Source organism: Pseudoalteromonas sp. G5_S1_14_S5, from assembly GCF_054968605.1.
In genome coordinates this window covers 22554-45784 of record NZ_JBQKUM010000040.1, presented here as the reverse complement: position 1 = coordinate 45784, position 23231 = coordinate 22554, and the positions used below count along the sequence as shown (strand labels likewise).

Below are 23231 nucleotides of genomic sequence, written 5' to 3'. Positions count from 1 at the left end.
TGTTCATAACGAACCTTATTAATCTGTAACAGTATCAACAAGATAGTTTAGGTTTCGCAAAATTGTGAAATCTTGGGCATATAGATGTCAGAAAATGGAAGAGGGATGACTAAGTGATTGCCTCAAGTTCGATTAAGTTGTCGAGTGCTTCTTGATCGGTTTTTCCGCAAATAACAGGGCAAGCTTTGAATTGATGACATACTTTAGGACGAGAGTCTTGACCAAACAGCTTGCAAAGATTCTGATCGTTTAACTGAATGCAGCGTACACCCGCAGGCTTACCATTCGGCATTCCAGGAATAGCAGATGTAATACTCGGAGCAATACAGCATGCTCCACAACCTAGGCGACATTCCATCAAATTAAACTCACTCAATAACAGGGTGCGCGATAGTAGCAAAAAATAATGGCAGTGACAGCTAATGATTGGATCAAAGAATGAACAATTATTATCCTTGAACTTTTTATGGGCTAGCGGTATAACACGCACCCCAGTAAAAAGAGTAAGAAGTAATCCTATGACGAATCCATTTTGGCAAGAAAAAACACTAGAGCAGATGTCTGAGCAAGAGTGGGAATCTCTGTGCGATGGTTGTGGTAAGTGTTGCCTACATAAGCTTATGGATGAAGATAGCGATGAAGTTTACTACACCAATGTAGCGTGTAGCTGGCTGAACGACAAAACGTGTTCTTGTAAGGACTACCCAAACCGTTTCACTTCAGGTGAAGAGTGTTTGAAGCTGACTCGTGACAAGATCGACGAGTTCCATTGGCTACCGGATACTTGTGCTTACCGTCTTCTATCCGAATCTAAGCCGATCCCAGAGTGGCACCCATTAATCACAGGTTCTAAGTCTGAAATGCACGCTGCGGGTGAAAGCGTTCGCAACAAAGTCGTATACGAGATTGATGTTGTGGATTGGGAAGACCACATTTTGAATCACCCAAATCGTTAATGATTGAAAAACAGTCGCTCAACAGCGGCTGTTTTGCTATTTGGCGTCACCTAAATTCGAAACTTACTTAGCTTAAACTCTTAAACTCTTAAGCGCTTTAACTCTTAGAACAAAAAAACGCCCCTCAGGGCGTTAAGTGAAGTTAGCAAAAAATCTCAGGCTAATTTACTTGTTGCTTGATGTACTCACCAAGCTCTGAGTGATGCATGATTTTTGATACGGGTAATATCTTTTCTGCTGGTCCCCAAGCAAACACATTCACAGGTGTATGGGTGTGTGTGCCTGTACCCCAAACGATGTTTTGACTTGTTGCTTGTTCTCGAGCAAGTAGGTTGCCGCGATCGTTATAAGGGAAGAAGGCATCGAAATCGTTGATAGCAGGCACTTCTTCTGCCGACAAATATTTGTGTTGCGCCAGTCGATATGGGTTTGGCTTACTTGCTAGAACCTTTTTCGCTTGTTCTGCGGTGATTGGAAATTCACTATTTTGGTTCACGAGCTCAGCGAATTTCTCAGGCGTTTGCTCTGCTTTGTCGAGTTTTTGATACTCACTGATCATGCCGTAGTAGCTTTGTTTCTGATTGTATAAACCATCAAGAATATCGAAGGTACCGAAGTTAAAGTTTGGCGCATAATCACGATCGCTAAAGGCTTCTCCTGGTCGTTTTTGTGGCTTTGGTAGCTTACTTGATGAATAGCTAAAGCCGAAAGAGCCAGTTTCATGGTCTGCAGTCACGATTACGATGGTGTCTTCACGATCTTTTGCCCATTCGTATACCGTTTGAATTGATTCATCAAACTTAAGCAGTTCGTGCAGCATAGTACCCGCATCATTACTGTGCCCAGCCCAATCTATCTGACCGCCTTCAACCATTAGGAAAAAGCCATCTTCATCTTTTGATAAGACGTTAAGCGCTTTTTGCGTCATCTCTTTTAAGCTCGGTTGTGTGCGTTCGCCACTCTGCTTTTTATTGCTATATACGATGCCATCGTCCATGCCAGAGTATGCGAATAGACCAAGTAGTTTGTCGCCGTTAGCCTTTTCGAGCATGTCTCGGTTAAACGCTAACTGATAGCCGTTTTTCTGGGCTTCAGCAAGAAGGTTTCGGTCATCTTTACGTTTTGACTTGAGGTAAACGTCACCTTGGGTCAGTTGCTCAAGTTGTTTGTAGGTTTCGCCTTTGTCATTGGTTGACTTAGGGATCCAGTGACGTAGCCCGCCAGAAAGCATCACATCGACACCTGTTTCCAGCATATCGCTAGCGATATAGTTTTCTAGAGAGCGGTGTGGCTGATGCGCGGCGAATGCGGCAGGTGTAGCATGAGTTAAGCGCGTATCGGAAACCAGCCCGGTTGCTTTACCCGCTTTTTTTGCTTTCTCCAGCACGGTTTCTACGTGATTGCCTTGGGAATCAATACCAATAACTTCTGAACCTGTGTAGATACCTGTAGCAAGCATGGTTGCGGAACAAGCAGAGTCGACCACAATCGCATCTTCTGGGTGGGTAAGAGATGAACCAATAACGCCTTCTTGAGAAAGCTGATAAAGGGCGGTCTTTTGACCTTTATAGATTGAGTTAGGTGCTTGGTTTGCATAAGTCTCTAATAAGCCAACTTGTTGAGGTCCCATACCATCGCCAATCATTAGAATGACATTTTTGATCTCTGCTGAAACTACATTGAATGAAATTGTTGACGTAGCCACTGCGGCAATAACAGGTATCATAAATTGCTTCATTATTTATCCCTTTTTATATAAGCGGGGTCATTAAAACACTCGAATATGTCAAATCTGTTTTATATTTATTTTATAAATGTGAAATTGAGCAATAACTCAAATCTTTGGAATAGAAATAAAAAAGGCTCACATTTCAGTGAGCCTTTGGATTATTTAGGAGGGCCTAAACTCGTGGGCAGCGTCATGGCTAAAGTCAAGCAAACGGTAAGTCTGCAACCACTTGGTTGAACGCGATTCGAGCATTCTGAGCCTGCTCAGATAACTCGACCTTTTTCGCTTGTGCGGCACTAAGATTACTCTCGGCCTGCTCAAGTGCTTGCTGCAGGTTCTCTGGTAACTCGTGAGTTTCCATTTGTGAACCTTGTTCTAGCACATAAGCGCGAATTTCTTTTTTCACTGCTGCTAGCTCTGTATAAGCAACACGCTCAAGCTCTGCGGCTTCTTGCGCTGCGTCTCTCTCTTTCTCAAACTGAGCCAGTGCCATGCCTTCAGCTGACCATGGATCCATGTCCGGCAGCTCCTCTATATTGATGGTTGGTTCGATGTACGCATCTTGGTGACGTAAATCGAGGCTAGTTGCTCGCACTGCTGAAATCATCAGCATCACAGAGATAGCCAGTAGCGGTAGGCCCCCAACAATCGCTGCAGTTTGTAACTTACTCAAGCCACCCAGGAACATCAGAATCGTTGATAAGAACGACAGTGTGAATGCCCAGAACATACGGTTCCAACGCATTGGTTCTTCTGTCACGTTGTTCTGAACAACAGAAGCAAGGATGTATGAGATAGAGTCAAAGGTAGTCGCAGTGAAAATGATACACAGTAGTGTAAACACTGCGATAACGATTGTGCTCATCGGTAACTGCGTTAGCATCGAGAAGATCGCTTTGGTTGCGCCTTCATCGTTAAGCACAGCCACAACATCTAGCTCGCCAGAAAGCTGCAGAGATAGACCGTAGTTACCCAATATCATGAAGAATAGGAAACAGCCCAGAGAACCAAAGAAGATAGAACCTGACACCATTTGTTTGATGGTTCTGCCGCGAGAGATACGTGCTACAAATAGACCCATGCTTGGTGCAAATACTAGCCACCATGCCCAGTAGAAAATCGTCCAGTCTTGTGGGAAGTGCGTGTTTTCGAATGTGCCGTAGCCACCAAATGGTTCAGCCCATGTCGCCATCACGAAGAAGTTAGACAGTAGACGACCAATCGAGTCTAAGCCTGTTTCCAGCATGAAGATCGTCGGGCCGGCAAGCAGTACGAATGCCAATAGACCCATTGCACCCCAGAAGTTGATGTTACTTAGGATCTTAATGCCTTTTTCTAAACCCGCGTAAGACGAGTAAGCAAAAATAGCAGTACACATTAAAAGAACAGTCACTTGTGTCAGGTTGTTTTTCGGCAAGCCAAACAGGTGATTCAAGCCTTCAGTGATTAGAGGAGCTGCTAAACCTAAGGTTGTTGCAGCGCCGCCTAATAGGCCGAAAATGAATAGGATATCAACGACCTTTCCTGGTACGCCTTGACTACGGTGTTCACCAAGAACAGGCATTAATGCACTTGAGATCTTTAGAACAGGTTGTTTACGTATGTAGAAGAAGTAAGCGATAGGTATAGTCGGGATTAGGTAGATAGACCATGCGATAGGCCCCCAGTGGAACAGACCGTAGGTCGCTACCCAGCGTACTGCTTCTTCACTGCCAGGTTCTAGTTGGAAAGGAGGGGATTGGTAGTAGTAAGCCCACTCAATACAGCCCCAGTACAAGATACTTGCACCGATACCACCACAAAACAGCATTGCAGCCCATGAAGCGTTTTTAAACTCAGGCTCTTCACCAGCTTCGCCAAGTTTAATTTGTCCCATATCACTGAACACCACATACACCATAAATGCACAAGCCGCGAGGCCGAGCGCAAGGTATAGAAAACCAAGTTGGTCAGTCATAAATGTTTTCGCAATCGCAATCCAATCTGCACCTTGAACTGGGAACAGAATGAGCGGGAAAACTATCGTAAGGAGTAGTGCAATCGCACCAAAGAAGGTTGGCTTATCGATAAGCTCAAAAGTGTTTCTCACGAGTATTATTCCATTTAAATGAGAGCGGAATTATGGAATGAACTCGTTTTTTTGACCTAATCGGGTCTATTGTCGTTACGACAAATCGCTTTTATTTTGAATGAAATACGTTCAAAGAACTAAGCAGGTCAGGCTATATTAGAGCTAGCAGAATACCGCCGACCGTTGCCGCTGCGGACAGGTATTGCCCCGCTGAATAAGAACCGTCACTCTCTTCTTCGATCTTGTCTGGGTGATCCATACCTAGAGCGCCGTGAGCAAATGATTCAACTTTATCGGTAACGGTCGCGTTTTCTGCTTCAACTTTCTTCGCTTCTTTATCGATTTCTTTAAGGGCAGATAAGAGCGCTTTGCCCTCTTCAGAAAGCTTAACCGTGTTTTGCTCAACCTTCAACGGCGCAGGCTTTTCAGCTTCGCTAGCTGAACTCTTAGCGTTCATCTGCGAAGGTGAATACAGCTGAGTGTTACTCGTTCCTACTGGCGTCATATAGCTCTCCTTACCTATCCTTAAATATAGTATCGGCAGAGGTGTGAAAAACTTGTGCAATTAATCATCGATAGTGATGTTTTTTTATTCGCACATGACATTTTCTTCTGCTTAATTAAAACTGCTTGGTAAATAAGCAATTCCTATGCCGATACCCATGTTTAACCTAAGAAGCTAAGCGAGCTTAGTCACATTGTAGTTTTGAGGTGCGTTTAGACAGGTGTTTGTATGCCTTCATACGGTTCTCTTTCTGAACAAAACGCACGGGTGGAGACAATACTTGTAGTTGGTAATCACTTGAATCCGAAGATAAGGCTTCGACCGGTGTGATGATGGCAACTTTCAGGTCAGGATTACGACGCGAGATAGAAGCGGCTGTGCCTAACCCACCTTCAGTATGGAACTTACCAGCGACATGAATCACTTGTTTGTCAGGGTTCGTTGCTAGGTAATCGACAATCGATTCCGCCATGGTTTCATCCCAAGTTACTTGAGCGGCAAACTGCTTTTCTGTTTGCTCTGGCGTACCGTGATGCATCGATGCCATGAACTTTTCTTTGTAAGGGCTATCGCCAATATTAACCTCAGTCGCAACCCAATCTCGCTGTTCTGAAGAAAGCTGCTCTAGGTAAGGTAATCCTTTACGACCAATACACTGAACAAAGGGTTTGGGCGCATTTGCCGCGATAACATCTAAGTCATTCGCTTTTGCGAACTCTACTAATGCGCGGTAATCGCTTTCGTAATTTGGCCAAGCTGCAGCCTTGGAGATAAGTACTTGTTCGCCAATTTCACCGTTTAGATATTGGTTAAGCGTGTCTTGGTGATCTCGAGTAAATTGCTCCATTGATAGGGCAATGTTTGAGTCTGCATTTTGACGCGCTTTTAAGAAATCAGTTTGAAAGCGGTGGATGGCGGAGTGAGTGTGCCATTCGCCAATAAGAATGACGTCAGCGTCTAGCACTCCTTGAGGTAAAGCGTTGAGAGAGAGTGCTTCTCCTTGTGGTGAGGCAAACTGGTAATCGTAGTAGGTGGAAACGCTTTCCGGTTGAACCACTTTTTGAGAACTGTTTTCTGAAGGTTGATTAGCACAAGCTGTGAGAAGAGTGGCTAATCCGATAAGAATAATACGTTGCATGAAATGCCTCCTTGAAGAACACGCATACTAAAGGAGGCAAGATGAGATTTCAACGCAAACGATAATCAATATCAATTAAATCTGTTTGCGATACACTCTTAAAATAAAGTCAGCTTCACAGTTGAATTGCTCTGCGTTGGTGAGTTGTTGTTTAAACTCTTCAGTCGCTTTCCAAGCAAACGGCGTCATCTGTAGCAGGTCGAATGCATCAGACCCCGATAGTTCCATCGTATAGTTTAGATGCTCTTGGTGCTCAAGATTAAAACCTTCGATTAATTCAGGATCTTCATCGTGTAAACGCACACCATCATAAATGGCGTCACGCAACTGATACAGATGTCGGCTTGCTGGTGTTACTGTAATCACGACACCATTGTCTTTAATTGTGCGTTGGAGCTCTTCTGCCTTACATGGTGCATAAATGCGTAGAATGCCGTCTAAGCTGTTTTCAGCAAAGGGTAGGCGATGGCTAGAGGCAACAGAGAAGTCGACTGCTGGGTAGCGTTTAGCCGCGTATTTGATAGCAATCTTAGAAATGTCTAGGCCAAAAATTGCACCGCTCTTATCTTGAAGATTCAACGCGATTTCATTGGTGTAATATCCCTCGCCACAGCCAATATCCAACAGTCTAGGATCTGTGTCTGGCAGGTAGCTAGAGCATAATCCGACAACTGCTTGGCGCATAGGATTGTAATGGTTGCCTTCTAGGAAACGACGACGTGCTTGCATCATCTCTTTGTTGTCACCTGGATCTTTTGAACGTTTATGATGTGCAGGCATCAAGTTGACGTAGCCTTCTTTTGCTAAATCGAACTGATGGTTCTTTTCACACTTAAACGTACGATCGTTTTGAGATAAAGGTTGGTGACACAGAGGGCATTGGTAGTGCATGACGATCTCAGAGCATAAAGTAGGGTGGCAGATTCTATCAAAAAGGACTCCGTCAGGCTAAATAAAAAAGCCACCATAGTGGCTTTGGAGATACGGCGTGTTGGGGCTGACAACATTAAAAATCATTGCTTCGATTTCGGTCACGTTTGTCTGCCGTTTTTCTGGGTATGGTTCACTCTTCAATAACGTGAATAAAAAACTGATATGAAGAAAAAATTATCCTCGACACAGATCCAGGCATCGATGACGCAATGGCCATTTTATTTGCTGAAGCTCATCCAGAGATTGAGCTGGTCGGGATTACGACGGTCTATGGCAATGCGACGATAGACAACGGCACTCAGAATGCGCTTTATCTAAAGCAAAAGTTTGGTATGAATGCGCTGGTGGCAAAGGGCACAGATAAGCCTTTAGTCAGAGACCCAGTTGGCGCTACCGTAGTCGTACATGGCGAAGCGGGCTTTGGTGATGTGAAAGTGCCAAGCGCGTTAGATGTTTCAGAGATTGAGAAGCCCGCTTATCAGTTCATTATTGATAGTGTTCGTGCTGAGCCGGGAGAGATTACACTCGTGGCTGTTGGGCCTCTCACTAATCTTGCTCTGGCGTTGGAAGCTGATCCTGACATTGTCGATTTGGTTAAGGAAGTGGTCATTATGGGCGGTGCCTTTGGCGAAAATGACCACAGAGGTAATGTGACGCCGTTTGCTGAAGCGAATATACATGATGATCCTCATGCTGCAGACAAGGTCTTCACGGCATCATGGCCTGTGACGGTTATCGGGCTTGATGTAACAGAGGAGAGCTTCTTTACTGCTCAATATTTGGATGATTTAAGAGATGATGCTGGAGAGGTCGGGCAGTTCATCTGGAATGTAAGCCGTTACTATTTGAAGTTCTACTCTGAAAAAGTGGGAATGGAAGGCTGTCACGTTCATGATCCGTCAGCCATTGCTTATGTCATCCAACCTTCTTTGTTTGAGTGTCGAAGTGGTGCGGTTAGAGTGGTCACTGATGGACCTGCAGAGGGCATGACCATACAGAAAAGCGACCAGCGCAGTTACATGAATGATGAGTGGAGTTCATTCCGGGCGCAGAAGGTCGGCATTAAAGTACACGATAAAGCGCTGCTGTCACTCTATAGAGATACGTTAGTTCGATATTCTGAGAGTTAAGTTTGATCGTTAGCCGATTGAGAGCATTACAAGGCCGGAGTGAACCGGCCTTTAATGTATCTTGCGTAGTGAACTGATGACTGAACAGTTTCCTGAATAGGTTACTGAGCAGAAATCGTTGTAATCAGCTGGTGGCTCTCGCCAGGCTGAAGTATTTTGCCTGCTTCTAAACTTGGCGCGTGCAGTGTTGATTCAACACATAGCATGGTTAGGTAACCATCGTCTTGCATGTCACCCATCCCAGCAGCACCTTCTGCCCACGGATTCCACAAAACCGCAGAGTTATGGCCTTGGTTTTCAACTGATAGAGTACGCTCAAGTTTTTTGTCCGTAACCAAGATTTGAGCTTCTGGTTGAGTATACACTCGGTCAATGGTGTCGGTTAGCACAAGCTCAGCACCGCCTTGGCAGATCTTGCTACCTTGCAGGCTGTCCATGTACTCAGCGCCCATACCCGTGGTTGTTGTGTTATGGATGTCTGCAATGTTTAGGTAAGTGTGCAGTGCGCCAGAGAAAGTCCATGGCTGCTCATCGGTATTCTTCACATCCAAAGTCACTTTAAGCTCATCGCCAATCTCAACATTTAATCGAGCGTCGAACTGATGAGGCCATACTGCTAAAGTCTCTTCGCTAGGTTTCAGGCTTAAGCTGACAATCACACCCGCTTCACTTTCACGGTGTTCAACTAATTGCCATTCGCTTGAACGAGCAAAACCGTGTGCTGGTGCAGCAATGCGACCAAACCAAGGCCAACATACTGGAATACCACCACGCAGCGCTGTTTTGCCGTCAAACTTTGCTTGTTGGCTCATCCAAATCAGGTCTTCTTGGCCTTGTGGTTGGAATGAAACAACATGGCCACCGAACAATGAAATGGCAGCATTTGCTTTGTCGTGGCGAACACGAACCAGTTTTACACCTTGGTGTTCAACAATTGTCACGTTGTCAGAAAGCACAGCCAGTGTAGGAAGAGTTGATAAATCCATTACATAATCCTTCTTAAGGGAAATTGAATTCAAATTCGAGATGCTCAAACTCAGGTAAAGAGTTAGGTAGTTCTCGCATTTGAATTGAATCTCTTCCCAGAGAAACGTGCTATTTGTTAAGCATCATCTTCATCGGTGCAGAAGTGCTTCATAAACAACGGGTACAAAAAAGGCGACTTTAGAGCCGCCTTTTATTTTCAGTCTTTTCTCAAAGACAGTCTAGCTAAACGCTATCTAAGTAGTAATTACTTAGAGATGTGAGCGATTAGGTCTAGAACTTTGTTTGAGTAACCGATTTCGTTGTCGTACCAAGATACAACTTTAACGAATTTGTCAGTTAGAGCAACACCAGCTTTAGCATCGAATACTGAAGTGTTAACTTCGCCGATGAAGTCTTGAGAAACAACTTGGTCTTCAGTGTAACCTAGAACGCCTGCCATTTCGCCTTCAGAAGCTTCTTTCATTGCAGCACAGATTGCTTCGTAAGATGCAGCTTCTTTTAGGTTAACAGTTAGGTCAACTACAGAAACGTTAGCAGTTGGTACACGGAAAGCCATACCAGTTAGAAGGCCGTTTAGTTCTGGAAGAACAACGCCTACAGCTTTAGCAGCACCAGTTGAAGATGGGATGATGTTTTGAGAAGCACCACGGCCACCGCGCCAGTCTTTAGCAGAAGGACCATCTACAGTTTTTTGAGTTGCTGTAGTAGCGTGAACTGTAGTCATTAGACCAGACTCGATGCCCCACTTGTCGTTAAGAACTTTAGCGATAGGAGCAAGACAGTTAGTAGTACAAGAAGCGTTAGAAACGATGTCTTGACCAGCGTAAGTGTCTTGGTTAACGCCCATAACGAACATTGGAGTTGCGTCTTTAGAAGGACCAGTTAGAACAACTTTCTTCGCACCAGCAGTGATGTGCTGACGAGCAGTTTCGTCAGTTAGGAAGATACCAGTTGCTTCAGCTACAACGTCAACACCGATTTCGTCCCATTTAAGGTCAGTTGGGTTACGCTCAGCAGTTACGCGAACTGTTTTACCGTTAACGATTAGGTTACCGTCTTTAACTTCAACAGTACCGTTGAAACGACCGTGAGTTGAATCGTACTTAAGCATGTATGCCATGTACTCTACGTCGATAAGGTCGTTAATACCCACTACTTCGATGTCAGCACGCTCAACAGATGCACGGAATACAAAACGACCGATACGGCCAAAACCATTAATACCTACTTTGATAGTCATTGTAGTTGCTCCACAACTTAATTTCTGATTAAAGATAACTGGTAGTAAAATTACAGAATCCAGTCTAAATCTGCAATAGATAATCCGACTTAACTTGTTTAATGTCAAAAAAAAGCGACGCTTTTCTTAACAATCGAGTGTAAGTGGTTGAAAGTTGACCATTGCTAGTGGTTCTGTACCCTTCCAGTTGGGTAAAATACCTCTAAATGACGATTCACTTATGAGTGTATATGTAGAATGTTTTCTTGTGAGAAAGTATGTGCTACAAAACGACTCATATGCAAGCCTTTATAGAAAAAAGTAAATATAATAAGTGATAATGTGGAGAGATATTAACGTGATTCAAAAGGAAAAAAATATGAAAAAGCCTGATGAATACTGGCGTGAGCGCCTAACAGACGATGAGTTTGAAGTGTGTCGTTTACGTGGTACTGAAGCCCCTTTTAGCGGAAAGTTGTTACACAACCATAAGACGGGTGTTTATAGCTGCACATGTTGTCAAACCCCTTTATTTCTGTCGGATAATAAATATGACTCGGGATGTGGATGGCCGAGTTTTGATGCACCAATCAACGACGAAGCAGTACGCTATATAGAAGATCTAAGTCACGGAATGAAGCGTGTAGAGATTCGTTGTAGTGCTTGTGATAGCCACCTAGGTCACGTTTTTCCTGATGGTCCTAAGACAACTGGCGAACGTTTTTGTGTTAATTCTGTGTCGTTAATTTTCAACAAAAATGACGAAAGTACGAAATAACCTGTCACTAATGTTTAATCCTTACAGATCGCATTTATCGATAAACAGTTATGAGTAACTCAAGATTTGAGAGGTAACTTTAGTACAAATAAAAACAGCGACCACCATGGTCGCTGTTTTTACTTTAAGAGAGAATCAAATGACGTTTGCGTTAGAAAATTGCGATCGCTCTATCAGTAGCTAGGTACGATGGAAGGCGTGTAAGTGCCATCCTCTATCGCTTCAACGATTTTGTCTGCGTCTTGATTTAGCTGTTTATATTTTGGCTTTTCAAAACGATAGAAAACGGAAAGCTCAGATTCAGAGGCGATAGGTACGTTAAAGTATTTAGCGACCATTGCCCATACATACGCTTCTTCCATATTACCTAAGCTGTGGTTAATACTAGCCATCGACTTAAAAATTTCAGTGTTGACGTTCGAGTTACTCGATATGGTCAATGCGTTATTAAGCAGTTTTAATGTCTTAACATGGTCTCGAGTAGTGTAGAACGTTGCTAGGGCATATTGCATCTCTGCTGTATTTAACGCTTCCGTCCCTTCCAGTTTTAAGAAACTGCGTCTAGCGTTGGTATCTCCGGTTTGTGACCACAAGAAGTAGAGTGTTTCTGGCGTGTCTGATTGAGACAGTTCACTGACAATACGTTCAGACTCTTCGATGCTGTGCATTAAAGAAGTAAAACGACGTTCTTGAAGTGTAGATTGATCGATCGTTTCTATCTGTGCGGCAAGCTCAAGACATTTTTTATAGGCTGTGACTAATTCGAACTCTTTGATCTTATTGCTTTCGCTTGGGTGTTTTTGAACTTCAAAGCGATGCCAGATAAGGTCGGTACGCACCACGCGGCACTGTCCGTCGTTCATGTTTAGCTGTTCGCATCGCAATCCAGGATTGCTTTGGCACAGCTGGTCGGTATTTTTGTTTCCTTCAAGACACCCAACCAGAGTGAAAGGTAATAGGCCAATTGCCAACCATTTCATAATTTTCATATTCCTTCACTTGTGATCAAATGCACTTATTATTGGTCAGGTTCTTGACTCAATTCTGTTACGGGTTATTTTCTGGTGAAAATTGTTAAAACTAAGGCTTTACCATGGATGCAGAACAACTTCTTAGCGCAATGACACCCGAGGTCTACGAACGTTTAACCTACGCAGTTGAAACGGGTAAATGGCCAGAAGGAACAGTGCTTTCTAAAGAGCAGCGTGATTCGTGTATGCAAGCGGTTATGTTATACCAATCTAAACATAACTCCGAAGCTCAACACATGACAATTGCTGCTGGTGGCGAAATTAGCTTTAAGTCTAAATCTGAACTCAAAAAACAGTTTAAGTCAGATCAAGAAGACATTGTGAGAGTTAACCCAAATCATTAGGATTTAAATTACAACAAAGGGGTGGCGCAGTGCCACCCTTTCACGTTAAGTCGTTTATTTATAAATAATAAAACGATTTAGCTCACGTTAAACTGCTGCTCTTTTCATAGAATAGCAGCTCCTCAAGATGAACCTTAACGAGCTTACAAGCTCATCTCACCACGCAGTACTTCCTGCATCTGAGTTTTCACTTCTTCGTAGCTTAGGCTTTGGCTTAATAGGTAATGAAGTTTCGCTAGTGCGGCTTCAGGAGTCATATCATAACCACTAACAACTCCAGCTTCTGCTAAAGCACAGCCTGTCGCATAGCCACCCATGTTCACTTTACCTGCTAAACATTGAGTTAGGTTCACCACGATAACCCCACGCTCTGACGCGTCTTTCAGGTGCTGAAGCAGCTCTGGGTTTTGTGGTGCATTACCAACACCAAAAGTCAGCAGGATCATCGCGTTAACAGGTTGCAGCAATGTGTTACGGATCACTTCGTGAGAGATTCCTGGGTACATGGTGATTACACCGATGGGTTGCGGTGTGATGTTATGAACCTTGAACTCACCTTCAGGTTGCTCGTTAACCACAACATTGTTGCTTAGCTGGATATTGATACCAGCTTCCAACAACGGATTAAGGTTTGGAGAGGTAAACGCATTGAAGCCATCTGCGTGTGATTTGGTACTGCGGTTACCACGCATTAATTTGTTATTGAAGAACAGGGTCACTTCGTTGATTGGGTAATTCGCCGCGATGTGCAGTGCATTCAGTAGGTTTGCTTGGCCGTCAGAACGTAGCTCAGCAAGCGGGATCTGAGAGCCTGTCACAATCACTGGTTTGCCAAGGTTTTCTAGCATGAAAGACAACGCAGAAGCGGTGTAGGCCATGGTGTCAGTACCGTGCAGGATAACGAAACCATCGTATTTGTCGTAGTTCGCGCGGATGTCATCAGCGATAGTTTGCCAATCAAGTGGCGTCATGTCTGAAGAGTCCATCAATGGCGAGTATTCGTGGATGGTGTACTCAGGCATCTCTGGGCGATGGAATTCAGGCATACCAGCAAGCTGTTTATCCATGAATCCAGCAACTGGGACATAGCCGTGATCATGCGATTTTTGCATGCCGATTGTGCCGCCGGTGTACGCGATATAGATGTGTTTTCTTTCCATGGCGATTATTACTTTAGTGTGATGTAGGGAACAGGTGGGCGATTATAGCGAATTATTATGTAATAAAAAGAGGCGCCTCACACAGAGGCGCCCCTTGATAATACAGCGTTGAGCTTAAATTATTGAACTTGGCAGTTTAAGCAAAAAGCGTAACGGCCTTGTGGGTCGTTAAAGTTGCTTAATAGTTGGCTATCTTGAGCTAACTGCTGGCTAATAGGCTGCAAACTGCTTGGTATCATTGACTGAATATCAAGGCCAATCGACATCTGAACTTGGTTCATAAATTCTTGAATAAACTGCTCAGTGGCTGAAAGTGGCTCTTCTACCCAGTAGATGTTGTAGCTTTCGAGTTCTGCAAGTGAAGCGGCGGCTGCAATCGCGTCATCGAAGTCGCCAATTTCATCAACTAAACCGTTTTGCATAGCGTCTTGGCCTGTCCATACGCGACCTTGAGCAATCTTATCGACCGCATCAATATCTATTCCACGGTTTTCTCCAACTAGACCGATGAATCGGCGGTAGCCATGTTCGATACTCATCTGGAACGCATCTTTCGCGCCTTGCGTTAATCCAGTTGTGATACCCAGACCTGAGAACGGTGATGTGCCAACGCCATCAGTGTAAACACCAATATCATTTAAGCCTTTTTCGAAGGTAGTGATGACACTGAAGATACCAATCGAGCCAGTTAACGTCGTTGGTTGAGCAAGGATCTTGTCTGCGCCCATGGAGATCCAGTAGCCACCAGAAGCGGCAAGGCTAGACATTGAAACAACTACTGGCTTACCGGCTTGCTTAATCGCTTCTATTTCATTGCGAATAACTTCTGAAGCAAAGGCGCTGCCGCCAGGGCTATCCACTCTAAGAACAACAGCTTTAACTTTGTCATCGTTACGAGCTTGACGAAGTAGGGCCGCTGTTGTATCGCCACCCACGGTGCCACGTGGCTGTTTGCCATCCATAATCGCGCCGCTAGCAACAATCACAGCTACATCGTGTGATTCACTGCTCATGTCCGGAAGCATGGTTGTACGGTACTCGTAGTAGCCAAGTGCCTTGTAACTGTCTTGACCATCACTGCCGAACACATCTGCAAGCTCTAGTCGAACTTGCTGGCGAGTGGCTAGCTCATCCACCAAACCAAGCTTTTTCGCCAGTTTCGCGATATCGCCATCGACAGATTCAAGCTCTTTCAAGAAAGTGTCCATGCTTGGATTAAGTGTCTTCGCATCAATTTGGCGATTATTGCTCACATCATCAACGTAAGCACTCCAAAGTTGACCTAACCAACGTGATGCCGACTCTTTGGCTGCGTCAGACATGTCGTCACGAATGAATGGCTCAATCGCTGATTTGTAAGTGCCCACGCGGAACACATGTGTGTTCACATCGAGCTTCTTTAATAAGGTTTTGTAGTATAGCGAGTAGGCGCTGTAACCTTTAAGAAGTACACCACCATCAGGTGACATGTATACCTTAGTTGCGTAGCTGGCTAGGTAGTATTGGCTTTGGTTGTAGAAGTCACCCACCGCATAAATTGGCTTTCCTGAAGCTTTAAACTCATTTAAGGCTTTAGCGATGTAGCGCAGTTTAGTTAGGTTGGTCTCTGGCAGCTCTTTAAGTGCCAAAACAATACCTGTTACATTGTCATCGTCTTTGGCATAGCGAATGGTTTCAACGATATCAAATAGAATATTTTCTTTTGGCAGCTCTTTGTCCAGCAGCGAACCGGTAACGGAATCCATCGGATTAATATAGCGGCTTTGTTCAACAATCGGGCCCGACAGGTTTAGCACTAAAGCAGATTGTTGTGGCACGGCTGGTGGCGTTGTGTCTGAGTGGAAGTACACAAAGTAGATAACGGCGATACTAAGTAAGAAGATTAAGTTAACAAGCGCAACACGCACAAACGTAATCAGCTTCCAAATTCCTTTGAAGAACATACCTATAAATTTGAATATTTTTTTCATTCTGTCTCCGCAGTGAGATTACGTTGCTTTAACAAGTAGCAGTACCATTAATCTCAATAATATGAACTGCTTAGTATCCTACGATAATTCCCTAGCTCAAACTATACCAACAAGTGTTAATCGATTTATATTCTCGTTAATTGTAGACAGATAAGGGGCTGTTGACCTTTGGTGGTTAAGTTTTGTTCGATATAAAATCGTTTTAGGCGCGGCGAAGAGGTTGTAGTTTAGTCATTATAAGCAAATATTCTTCAACAAAGCATAAAATGATTTTAGACGAACCCTTCGGGCAGCTTTTGTGGTTCATTTCTACTGTGTTATCGGCTTTTCATATAGGCCAGCTACACATCAAAGCCTCTTCCTTGTATAAATTTCCCACAAGATGCTGAAAACCAATCTCGAAAGGTTAACAGCCCCTTGGCTTCTGAACGATTAATACCTTCAGCATTATGATCGGTGTTACAAAAATGTAAACGGTCGTTTGAACTTTTGGTAATTGAGCTATACTGTGGTCAGACCACAAGGATAAATAACAGAAGTGATGTCTGCCATGTACCCACATTTACTTGAACCACTTGATCTTGGATTTACTCAGCTACGTAACCGTGTATTGATGGGATCAATGCACACAGGTTTAGAAGAGCATAAAGAAGGCCTGCATAAACTCGCCGCGTTTTACGAAGAGCGAGCAAAAGGAGGCGTTGGCCTAATTGTTACAGGCGGCTTTTCTCCGAACTTACGTGGCAGATTATCTCCATTTAGTGCTGAATTCAGCAAAGTTAAGCACGCCAAAGCGCACCAAGTTGTTACCGAAGCTGTACATAAACACGGCGGGAAAATTGCCTTGCAGTTACTTCACGCTGGTCGATATGCAATGCACCCATTCGCGCAAAGTGCTTCGGGTATAAAAGCACCAATCGCAAAGTTTGCGCCAAGTGAAATGAGCCCTCGCCAAATCAAAAAGACCATCAATGCCTTTGCCAACAGTGCCGAACTTGCTCAAGTGGCTGGCTACGATGGCATTGAAATCATGGGCTCTGAAGGCTACTTGATTAACCAATTCATCTGTAAGCGTACCAACATGCGTTACGACGAGTGGGGCGGTTCTTATGAGAAGCGTATGCGTTTCCCGCTAGAGATCGTGAAATCGATTCGCGAAGCTGTGGGCAAGGATTTCATCATTATCTTCCGATTGTCGATGCTCGATTTGGTTGAGCAAGGTAGCACCTTTGAAGATGTTGTGTTGCTGGCTCAAAAGCTTGAAGAGGCTGGTGTTACTATTATCAATACTGGTATCGGTTGGCACGAAGCACGCATTCCGACTATCGCGACACAAGTACCACGTGGCGCTTTCTCTTGGGTTACTGAGAAAGTGAAGCCACACGTCTCTATTCCTGTGATTACTTGTAACCGTATCAATACACCAGAAGAGGCAGAACGCATTATCAGTTCCGGTCAGGCCGACATGGTTTCTATGGCTCGCCCTTTCTTGGCTGACCCAGATTTCGTTAACAAAGCCGCACAAGACCAAGCTCAGTTCATCAACACCTGTATCGGTTGTAACCAAGCCTGTCTTGATAACGTGTTCAAAGGGAAACGCGCGAGCTGTTTGGTTAACCCACGAGCTTGTTATGAGACTGAAATTGTTGTTCAACCCGCGCCGGCTACCAAGACGATTGCGGTAGTGGGTGCTGGCCCTGCGGGCTTGGCTTGTGCGACAACATTGGCACAGCGCGGCCACAAGGTAGATTTGCTAGAGAAGAACGATCGCATCGGTGGTCAGTTTAGACTGGCAATGCAAATCCCAGGCAAGGAAGAATTTCGAGAAACGATTCGTTATTTTGCTAACCAAATCGATGCATCGGGTGTGAATTTAAAGCTGGATACTGAAGCCACGTTTGAAATGCTGCTCAAGTATGATGAAGTGGTGATGGCGGCAGGTGTAGAGCCGAGAAAACTGAATATTGAAGGCATTGAGCACGAGAATGTGGTCGATTATCAAACCTTGATTCGCGAAAAGACACCAGTAGGCGAAAAAGTCGCGATTGTTGGTGCTGGTGGTATCGGGGTCGATGTGGCAACCATGCTCACCGAGCCAACGTCACACAGTCTAGACGATTGGCTGCATGAGTGGGGCATTGATAAGAATATGGAACACCCAGGTGGCCTGTATCCTTACCCGGATTCATTCAGTGATAAAACGGTTTGGGTGATGCAGCGTAAAGCGGGTCGTGTTGGTAAAGGCCCTGGCAAGACTACAGGTTGGATTCATAAACGCACACTAGAAAAACGTGGTGTGAATCTGCTAGGTGGCGTGAGCTACAACAAAATTGATGACCAAGGTCTGCACATCAGCGTTGGTAAAAAAGAGCAGGTACTCGATGCCGATTCGGTTATCGTGTGTGCTGGTCAAGTATCGGTGAGACCATTTGAAGATATGTGGCAAGAGTTCGGTGGCAAACTGCACGTGATTGGTGGTGCTGATTATGCTGGTGAGCTAGATGCTGTGCGCGCAATCCGTCAAGGTGTTGAGCTAGCGATTAAGTTATAGATAAAGCTATCAAGCCGTAATCTTGTTGGCAGAAATGCTTATCTAATCTGCCTAGATAGGTGTTTGAGCAAGGCTCCTAAGTCATAGATTTAGGAGCCTTTCTTGTTTCCAATTTAGGACAAATGAGGAGTCGTTGAGATTTATTATCGTTTGTATTCTGTGCTAAAGTTCAAGTATACAAATAATAAAGAAATAGTAAGGACTTCAAATGGATGCTTTGGATCTACTGCTTAACCGACGCTCTATCGCAAAACTCTCTGATCCAGCACCTGAAGGTGTCGTGTTAGAAAACATCATCAAAGCGGGCTTGCGTGCCCCTGACCACGGTGCACTAACACCATGGCGCTTTGTTATCGCGCAAGGTTCAGGGCTACAGAAGCTATCTGATATCTTGGTTCGAGCTGCTGAAGCGGAAGACAGCGAAGAAGCGGTGATCGAGAAAGTGAAAAAGGCGCCGTTCCGTGCTCCTATGGTGATAACCGTGATTGCTAAAGTCACCGAACATGAGAAAGTACCAGCGATTGAACAACATCTTTCTGCAGGCTGCGCGGCGCAAGCGATGCAAATGGCAGCTGTTGCTCAAGGGTTTCAAGGCTTTTGGCGCTCAGGTAAATGGATGTTCCACCCAGAAGTACATCAAGCATTTGGCCTAGAAGGCGACGACGAGATCGTTGGTTTCCTATACCTAGGTACTCCGGGCTGTACGCCAATGAACGTGCCAGAGCGTGACTTCTCTAAGTTTGTTGAGTTCTTATAAAGAACGCTGAAGCTGAATAGTGGAATGCTAACTGTATAAACAACCAGTTTTTCTTGATTTCTAGGGGCCACATTAGATAATGTGGCCCTAATTGTTTGTAGCATCCGGAAAAACATGTCTCGTCTTATTATTGCTGAAAAACCAAGCCTCGGCCGCGCGATCGCTGCTGCACTGCCTAATCCACAGAAGAAAGACCAAGGGTTCATCAAATGTGGTAACGGTGACGTGGTGACTTGGTGTATTGGACACTTATTGGAGCAGGTTGAGCCAGACGCTTATGACGAGCGTTACAAGAAATGGAACTTGGCCGATCTTCCTATCGTGCCAGAGCAATGGCAGTTGAGACCACGGAAGACTTCAAGCAAACAGCTCACGGTGATCCGAAAGTTATTGAAGGATGCCACTCAAATTGTTCACGCCGGAGACCCAGATAGAGAAGGCCAGCTGCTGGTTGATGAAGTGATCGATTACTGCAAAGTCTCTAAAGTCAAGAAAGAATCGATGGAAAGGTTGCTTATCAGCGACTTAAACTTACCTGCTGTAAAACGTGCACTCTCTCAAATGCGTAGCAATCGTGATTTTATCCCTCTTTCTGTTTCAGCATTGGCACGCTCAAGAGCCGATTGGCTGTATGGTATGAATATGACTCGCGCTTATACCTTGCTTGGTCAAAAAGCAGGTTATCAAGGCGTATTGTCGGTAGGGCGTGTGCAGACACCAGTACTTGGTTTAGTGGTGAGACGTGATGAAGAGATCGAAAACTTCATTCCAAAAGATTACTTCAATTTGCATGCCTTGATTCCTTACCAAAATAACGCACAGATCTTTGATATTCGTGCTCGCTGGAAACCAAGTGAAGCCTGTAAGCCGTGGCAAGACGAAGAAGGCCGTGTACTCAATCGAAAGTTGGTTGAAAACGTCGCTCAGCGAATCGCAAACCAACCTGCAACCGTCACAGAGTCTGAGCAGAAGCAAAGCAAACAAGCAGCGCCACTTCCTTACTCTCTGTCTGCGTTGCAGATTGATGCCTCCAAACGTTTTGGTATGAGCGCTCAGCAGGTGTTGGACACTTGTCAGTCTTTATATGAGAAGCACAAGCTTATCACTTACCCACGTTCCGATAGCCGCTATCTTCCTAAAGAGCACTACTCTCAGCGAGAGTCGATTGTAGACGCCATCGCCAATAATGCGAAAGAGCTACAAAGTGGTGCTCAAGGCGCAGATCTCTCACTGAAATCAAAAGCATGGAACGACAGTAAGGTTGATGCTCACCACGCAATAATCCCAACACCGAAGAAATCATCGGTGAATGGATTGTCTGCGAATGAGATGAAAATCTATCAGCAAATTGCTCGCCAGTATCTGATGCAGTTCTATCCACCGGCTGTGTTTGCGGATGCTAAGTTAGTGTTTGATATCGCTGGCGGTATGTTCATTGCGAAAGGGCGTCAGCTTATCAACCTAGGTTGGAAAGTGTTGATGGGTAAAACTGACACTGAAGATAAAGGTGATGGTACTGATACAGTTCCACCGCTAGATAAAGGAATGGTGTTGACCTGCCGTGAAGGTGTCATTGGTGATAAGAAAACCGAACCACCAAAGCATTTCACAGAAGCGACATTGCTTCAAGCGATGACAGGTATTGCCCGCTTTGTCGCGAACAAGGATCTGAAAGCTATTTTGAAAGAGACTGATGGTCTTGGAACAGAGGCTACTCGTGCGGGCATTTTGGATACGCTATTCAAAAGGCAGCTGCTAACGCGCCAAGGTAAGAGTATTCAGAGTAGCCCTGCAGGTAGAGGCTTGATTCATGCCTTACCTGAGGATTCGACCTTTCCAGACATGACAGCACATTGGGAACACCAGTTGCAAGGCATGGCCGAGCGAAACCAAGCGTATCAACCTTTCATGCAAGCGCTGGAAAGTAAGATTGATGGCTTAATGGGGCGAGTGAAAACGGGGGAAGTACCTGAATCGCTCCGTCATCTCCCCAAAGTTGAGAGACCCGCTTTTAAACGCCGTAAAGGTGGTGGAACGAAGAAGTCTTATGCCAAGAAAGGTTCCTATGCTAAGAAAGGCACCTCAGCTAAAAAAGGTTCTAGAAGCTAGCGTTTGCAAGTGTTCCACTTAGCGTCCGACTTTACGTCCACAACGCTCAAATAACTGTTGCCAGTAATCAACATGGCGACGAGTTGATGCGCGAAAGGCTTGGTGCGTATCTTGGATGGGGAAGTAGTAGCTGTGCAATTCTGGTTTAGCGTCAAACATTGCCAGCTGCGGAGCGAGCTGTTGATAGTAGCCATCCAGTTGTGCAATGTACGGCTGTACTTTACCAATATATTGTTGCTCAAAGACATTGTTGAGGTAACGGAACTTAGTGGTGTCGCGTTGTTTTCCGCAGATGATATTGGCATCAAAAGTAGTGAGTTGCTCGGTGATGATATCGAGTTCAACCGACGCGCGCGCAAGCGAGTAGTATAGATCCCCAAGGGTAGAGCTCTTCTCCAACACCTCTTGGACCTCTGTGGTCTTACCCGAAACAAGTGGTGTATTTAACGATAGGTTGAGATGCTCCAAGGCGTCGCTCGTCTGCCTTACTTGTTGACCAATATCATGCCGCAACCACTGGCTTCCACGCATCTGTGACTGCATAGCATCACTGGCATAGATCAGGTTCCATTGATGGAGTGGAAACTGTGCGAGCTTCTGTTGCTCGATCCCTTTCAAGAGTTCGATGATTTCTGGGTCTAGCTCATCACTGGATAAGCACTTGCCTACGCCTTCGAGTAGAGCAACTTGATAATCGTAATTGCGGAATTCGTCCGCGACTTTTCCGAGCACTGAGTTACGCTCAGCAATCAGGTTGAAAAGTCCACATTGGCGAAGCTGATAGCTGTCGATGAGCCCAATAGAAACTGAGGGGACGTTTAACGATAGCTCGCGCTTTCTTGGCAACCCCTCAAACTCCCATTCTTGCTTGAGTTCTTCAGCATCTTGTACTCTGGCTACCTTGGTTTGATAGTCATCGAATAAGTCTCCAGGACCTTCCCCAAAGCACCCTCCGAGCACCGTAGATATTAATAGCAGTGGTGAGTGTCGTACGAAGTTTGTAAGAAGGTGAAGATTCATGGGTTACCTACCAGTCTATTGTACTGCCGTCGAAATTGAAGAAGTGACCACTTACTTCAGTGTTGGCAGATTCGATGACTTTAATAAGACCAGACGCTGAAGTGTCTGTATCAATAAGAGCATTAGGACCACCCATTTCTGTCTGTACCCAACCTGGGTGCAGTGCCAGTACAGTGAAGCCGTTACTAGTTAGATCGTTGCTTAAACTTTTTACAACCGAGTTGATAGCCGCTTTAGAAGAGCGATAGATGTAGCCACCGCCAGAAGTGTTTTCTGCCATGCTGCCAACTCGAGAAGACAAGCAAGCTATCTTTTTCACGTCACTGGCTTCTAGCATAGGGAGAAGTGTTTCAACTAGCTTTAATGGCGCAATAGTGTTGACCTCAAAAACGCGTCGCCACTCTTCTACGTTGGTGTTACCCAGTTCGTGACCTTTAGGACCGTAATAGCCAGCGTTGTTTATCAGAATATCAATGTGCTGTATCTGAGCAGGTAGTCTGCTGGTGGCTTGGTAATCAGTGATGTCCAGTTGAATGCAGGTTAAGTTGCTGTGATGTTCTGTGAGTGCCAGTAACTCATGTGCCGATGAGGTATCACGATAGGTAGCGTAAACGGTGTGGTTGTCCTTAAGGTATTGCTGAGCAAGGCTTAAACCAATGCCTCGGTTTGCTCCAGTGATAAAAATAACGCTCATGGTGATTCCCTTTTCAGTTCAATTAGTTAAGTTTGATGGCTAAAATCCAGAAAATCAACGGCCCACCAACTGGCCATTAGCATCCCAACAAAAAAACATTACTGCTGTCGCCGAGCCATAGATCACCTCAAGGGTTAGTATTAGGTTCT

General features: G+C 44.9%; 20 protein-coding genes. 7 read left to right on the top strand and 13 right to left on the bottom strand.

The features are described 5' to 3' along the window. Positions 1-109: 109 nt before the first annotated feature. Complete coding sequence (locus ACTRWI_RS13235; RefSeq protein ID WP_105025357.1) at positions 110-358, bottom strand: YkgJ family cysteine cluster protein; 249 nt, start codon at positions 356-358, stop codon at positions 110-112. 160 nt (positions 359-518) lie between these two features. Here ACTRWI_RS13235 and ACTRWI_RS13230 point away from each other — a divergent pair, with 160 nt between their 5' ends. Next, a complete protein-coding gene (locus ACTRWI_RS13230; RefSeq protein WP_102425118.1) occupies positions 519-956 on the top strand; it encodes a YcgN family cysteine cluster protein in 438 nt (145 codons plus the stop codon). A 160-nt stretch (positions 957-1116) separates the two neighbouring features. On the opposite strand, the gene ACTRWI_RS13225 is transcribed toward ACTRWI_RS13230, so the two are convergent. The 5 genes from ACTRWI_RS13225 to rlmA form a co-directional block, all read right to left on the bottom strand. Then, a complete protein-coding gene (locus tag ACTRWI_RS13225) occupies positions 1117-2694 on the bottom strand; it encodes an alkaline phosphatase (RefSeq protein ID WP_499132015.1) in 1578 nt (525 codons plus the stop codon). A 193-nt stretch (positions 2695-2887) separates the two neighbouring features. Further along, entirely contained in the window at positions 2888-4774 is a 1887-nt protein-coding gene (locus tag ACTRWI_RS13220; RefSeq protein ID WP_499132013.1) for a BCCT family transporter, read from the bottom strand. Between the two features lie 133 nt (positions 4775-4907). Further along, positions 4908-5261: a hypothetical protein gene (locus ACTRWI_RS13215; protein WP_499132011.1), complete on the bottom strand. Its 354-nt coding sequence runs from the start codon at positions 5259-5261 to the stop codon at positions 4908-4910. Positions 5262-5445: 184 nt separating this feature from the next. Next, positions 5446-6399, bottom strand: a complete 954-nt coding sequence (locus ACTRWI_RS13210) for a ChaN family lipoprotein (RefSeq protein ID WP_499132010.1) — start codon at positions 6397-6399, stop codon at positions 5446-5448. Positions 6400-6474: 75 nt separating this feature from the next. Continuing rightward, positions 6475-7290 carry a 23S rRNA (guanine(745)-N(1))-methyltransferase gene (gene rlmA / locus ACTRWI_RS13205; RefSeq protein WP_499132008.1) on the bottom strand — a complete coding sequence of 272 codons (816 nt, stop codon included), beginning with the start codon at positions 7288-7290 and terminating at the stop codon, positions 6475-6477. Positions 7291-7505: 215 nt separating this feature from the next. Between rlmA and ACTRWI_RS13200 the strand changes: the two genes are divergently transcribed. After that, positions 7506-8462, top strand: a complete 957-nt coding sequence (locus ACTRWI_RS13200) for a nucleoside hydrolase (protein WP_499132017.1) — start codon at positions 7506-7508, stop codon at positions 8460-8462. Between the two features lie 101 nt (positions 8463-8563). On the opposite strand, the gene ACTRWI_RS13195 is transcribed toward ACTRWI_RS13200, so the two are convergent. Then, positions 8564-9448 carry a D-hexose-6-phosphate mutarotase gene (locus ACTRWI_RS13195; RefSeq protein WP_499132006.1) on the bottom strand — a complete coding sequence of 295 codons (885 nt, stop codon included), beginning with the start codon at positions 9446-9448 and terminating at the stop codon, positions 8564-8566. A 245-nt stretch (positions 9449-9693) separates the two neighbouring features. After that, positions 9694-10689 carry a type I glyceraldehyde-3-phosphate dehydrogenase gene (gap, locus tag ACTRWI_RS13190; protein ID WP_004740660.1) on the bottom strand — a complete coding sequence of 332 codons (996 nt, stop codon included), beginning with the start codon at positions 10687-10689 and terminating at the stop codon, positions 9694-9696. A 358-nt stretch (positions 10690-11047) separates the two neighbouring features. Between gap and msrB the strand changes: the two genes are divergently transcribed. Beyond that, on the top strand, positions 11048-11446 hold the full coding sequence (gene msrB / locus ACTRWI_RS13185) for a peptide-methionine (R)-S-oxide reductase MsrB (protein ID WP_499132005.1): 399 nt from the start codon (positions 11048-11050) through the stop codon (positions 11444-11446). A 173-nt stretch (positions 11447-11619) separates the two neighbouring features. Here the strand turns inward: msrB and ACTRWI_RS13180 are convergent, their stop codons facing one another. Further along, the gene (locus ACTRWI_RS13180) at positions 11620-12435 is read right to left on the bottom strand and encodes a DUF2989 domain-containing protein (protein WP_499132003.1); all 816 of its coding nucleotides are present in this window, start codon (positions 12433-12435) and stop codon (positions 11620-11622) included. A gap of 104 nt (positions 12436-12539) precedes the next feature. Here ACTRWI_RS13180 and ACTRWI_RS13175 point away from each other — a divergent pair, with 104 nt between their 5' ends. Continuing rightward, positions 12540-12821 carry a YeaC family protein gene (locus ACTRWI_RS13175; protein ID WP_081230086.1) on the top strand — a complete coding sequence of 94 codons (282 nt, stop codon included), beginning with the start codon at positions 12540-12542 and terminating at the stop codon, positions 12819-12821. 143 nt (positions 12822-12964) lie between these two features. Here ACTRWI_RS13175 and ansA read toward each other — a convergent pair whose 3' ends face one another. Both ansA and sppA read right to left on the bottom strand, forming a co-directional pair. Beyond that, positions 12965-13981 carry an asparaginase gene (gene ansA / locus ACTRWI_RS13170; protein WP_499132001.1) on the bottom strand — a complete coding sequence of 339 codons (1017 nt, stop codon included), beginning with the start codon at positions 13979-13981 and terminating at the stop codon, positions 12965-12967. Positions 13982-14100: 119 nt separating this feature from the next. Beyond that, positions 14101-15951, bottom strand: a complete 1851-nt coding sequence (gene sppA / locus ACTRWI_RS13165) for a signal peptide peptidase SppA (RefSeq protein WP_499131999.1) — start codon at positions 15949-15951, stop codon at positions 14101-14103. A 541-nt stretch (positions 15952-16492) separates the two neighbouring features. On the opposite strand from sppA, the gene ACTRWI_RS13160 reads away from it, so the two are divergent. The 3 genes from ACTRWI_RS13160 (at position 16493) to ACTRWI_RS13150 (ending at position 21368) form a co-directional block, all read left to right on the top strand. Next, positions 16493-18502 (top strand): FAD-dependent oxidoreductase, encoded by a 2010-nt coding sequence (locus tag ACTRWI_RS13160; RefSeq protein WP_499131997.1) that lies wholly within the window; start codon positions 16493-16495, stop codon positions 18500-18502. A gap of 208 nt (positions 18503-18710) precedes the next feature. After that, complete coding sequence (locus ACTRWI_RS13155) at positions 18711-19259, top strand: NAD(P)H nitroreductase (protein WP_499131996.1); 549 nt, start codon at positions 18711-18713, stop codon at positions 19257-19259. A 114-nt stretch (positions 19260-19373) separates the two neighbouring features. Beyond that, positions 19374-21368, top strand: coding sequence for a DNA topoisomerase III (locus ACTRWI_RS13150; RefSeq protein WP_499131995.1), 1995 nt, complete (start codon positions 19374-19376; stop codon positions 21366-21368). An 18-nt stretch (positions 21369-21386) separates the two neighbouring features. Here ACTRWI_RS13150 and ACTRWI_RS13145 read toward each other — a convergent pair whose 3' ends face one another. Then, positions 21387-22388 (bottom strand): DUF3080 domain-containing protein, encoded by a 1002-nt coding sequence (locus ACTRWI_RS13145; protein ID WP_499131994.1) that lies wholly within the window; start codon positions 22386-22388, stop codon positions 21387-21389. A 7-nt stretch (positions 22389-22395) separates the two neighbouring features. Continuing rightward, entirely contained in the window at positions 22396-23082 is a 687-nt protein-coding gene (locus ACTRWI_RS13140; protein ID WP_499131993.1) for an SDR family oxidoreductase, read from the bottom strand. Positions 23083-23231: the final 149 nt, after the last annotated feature.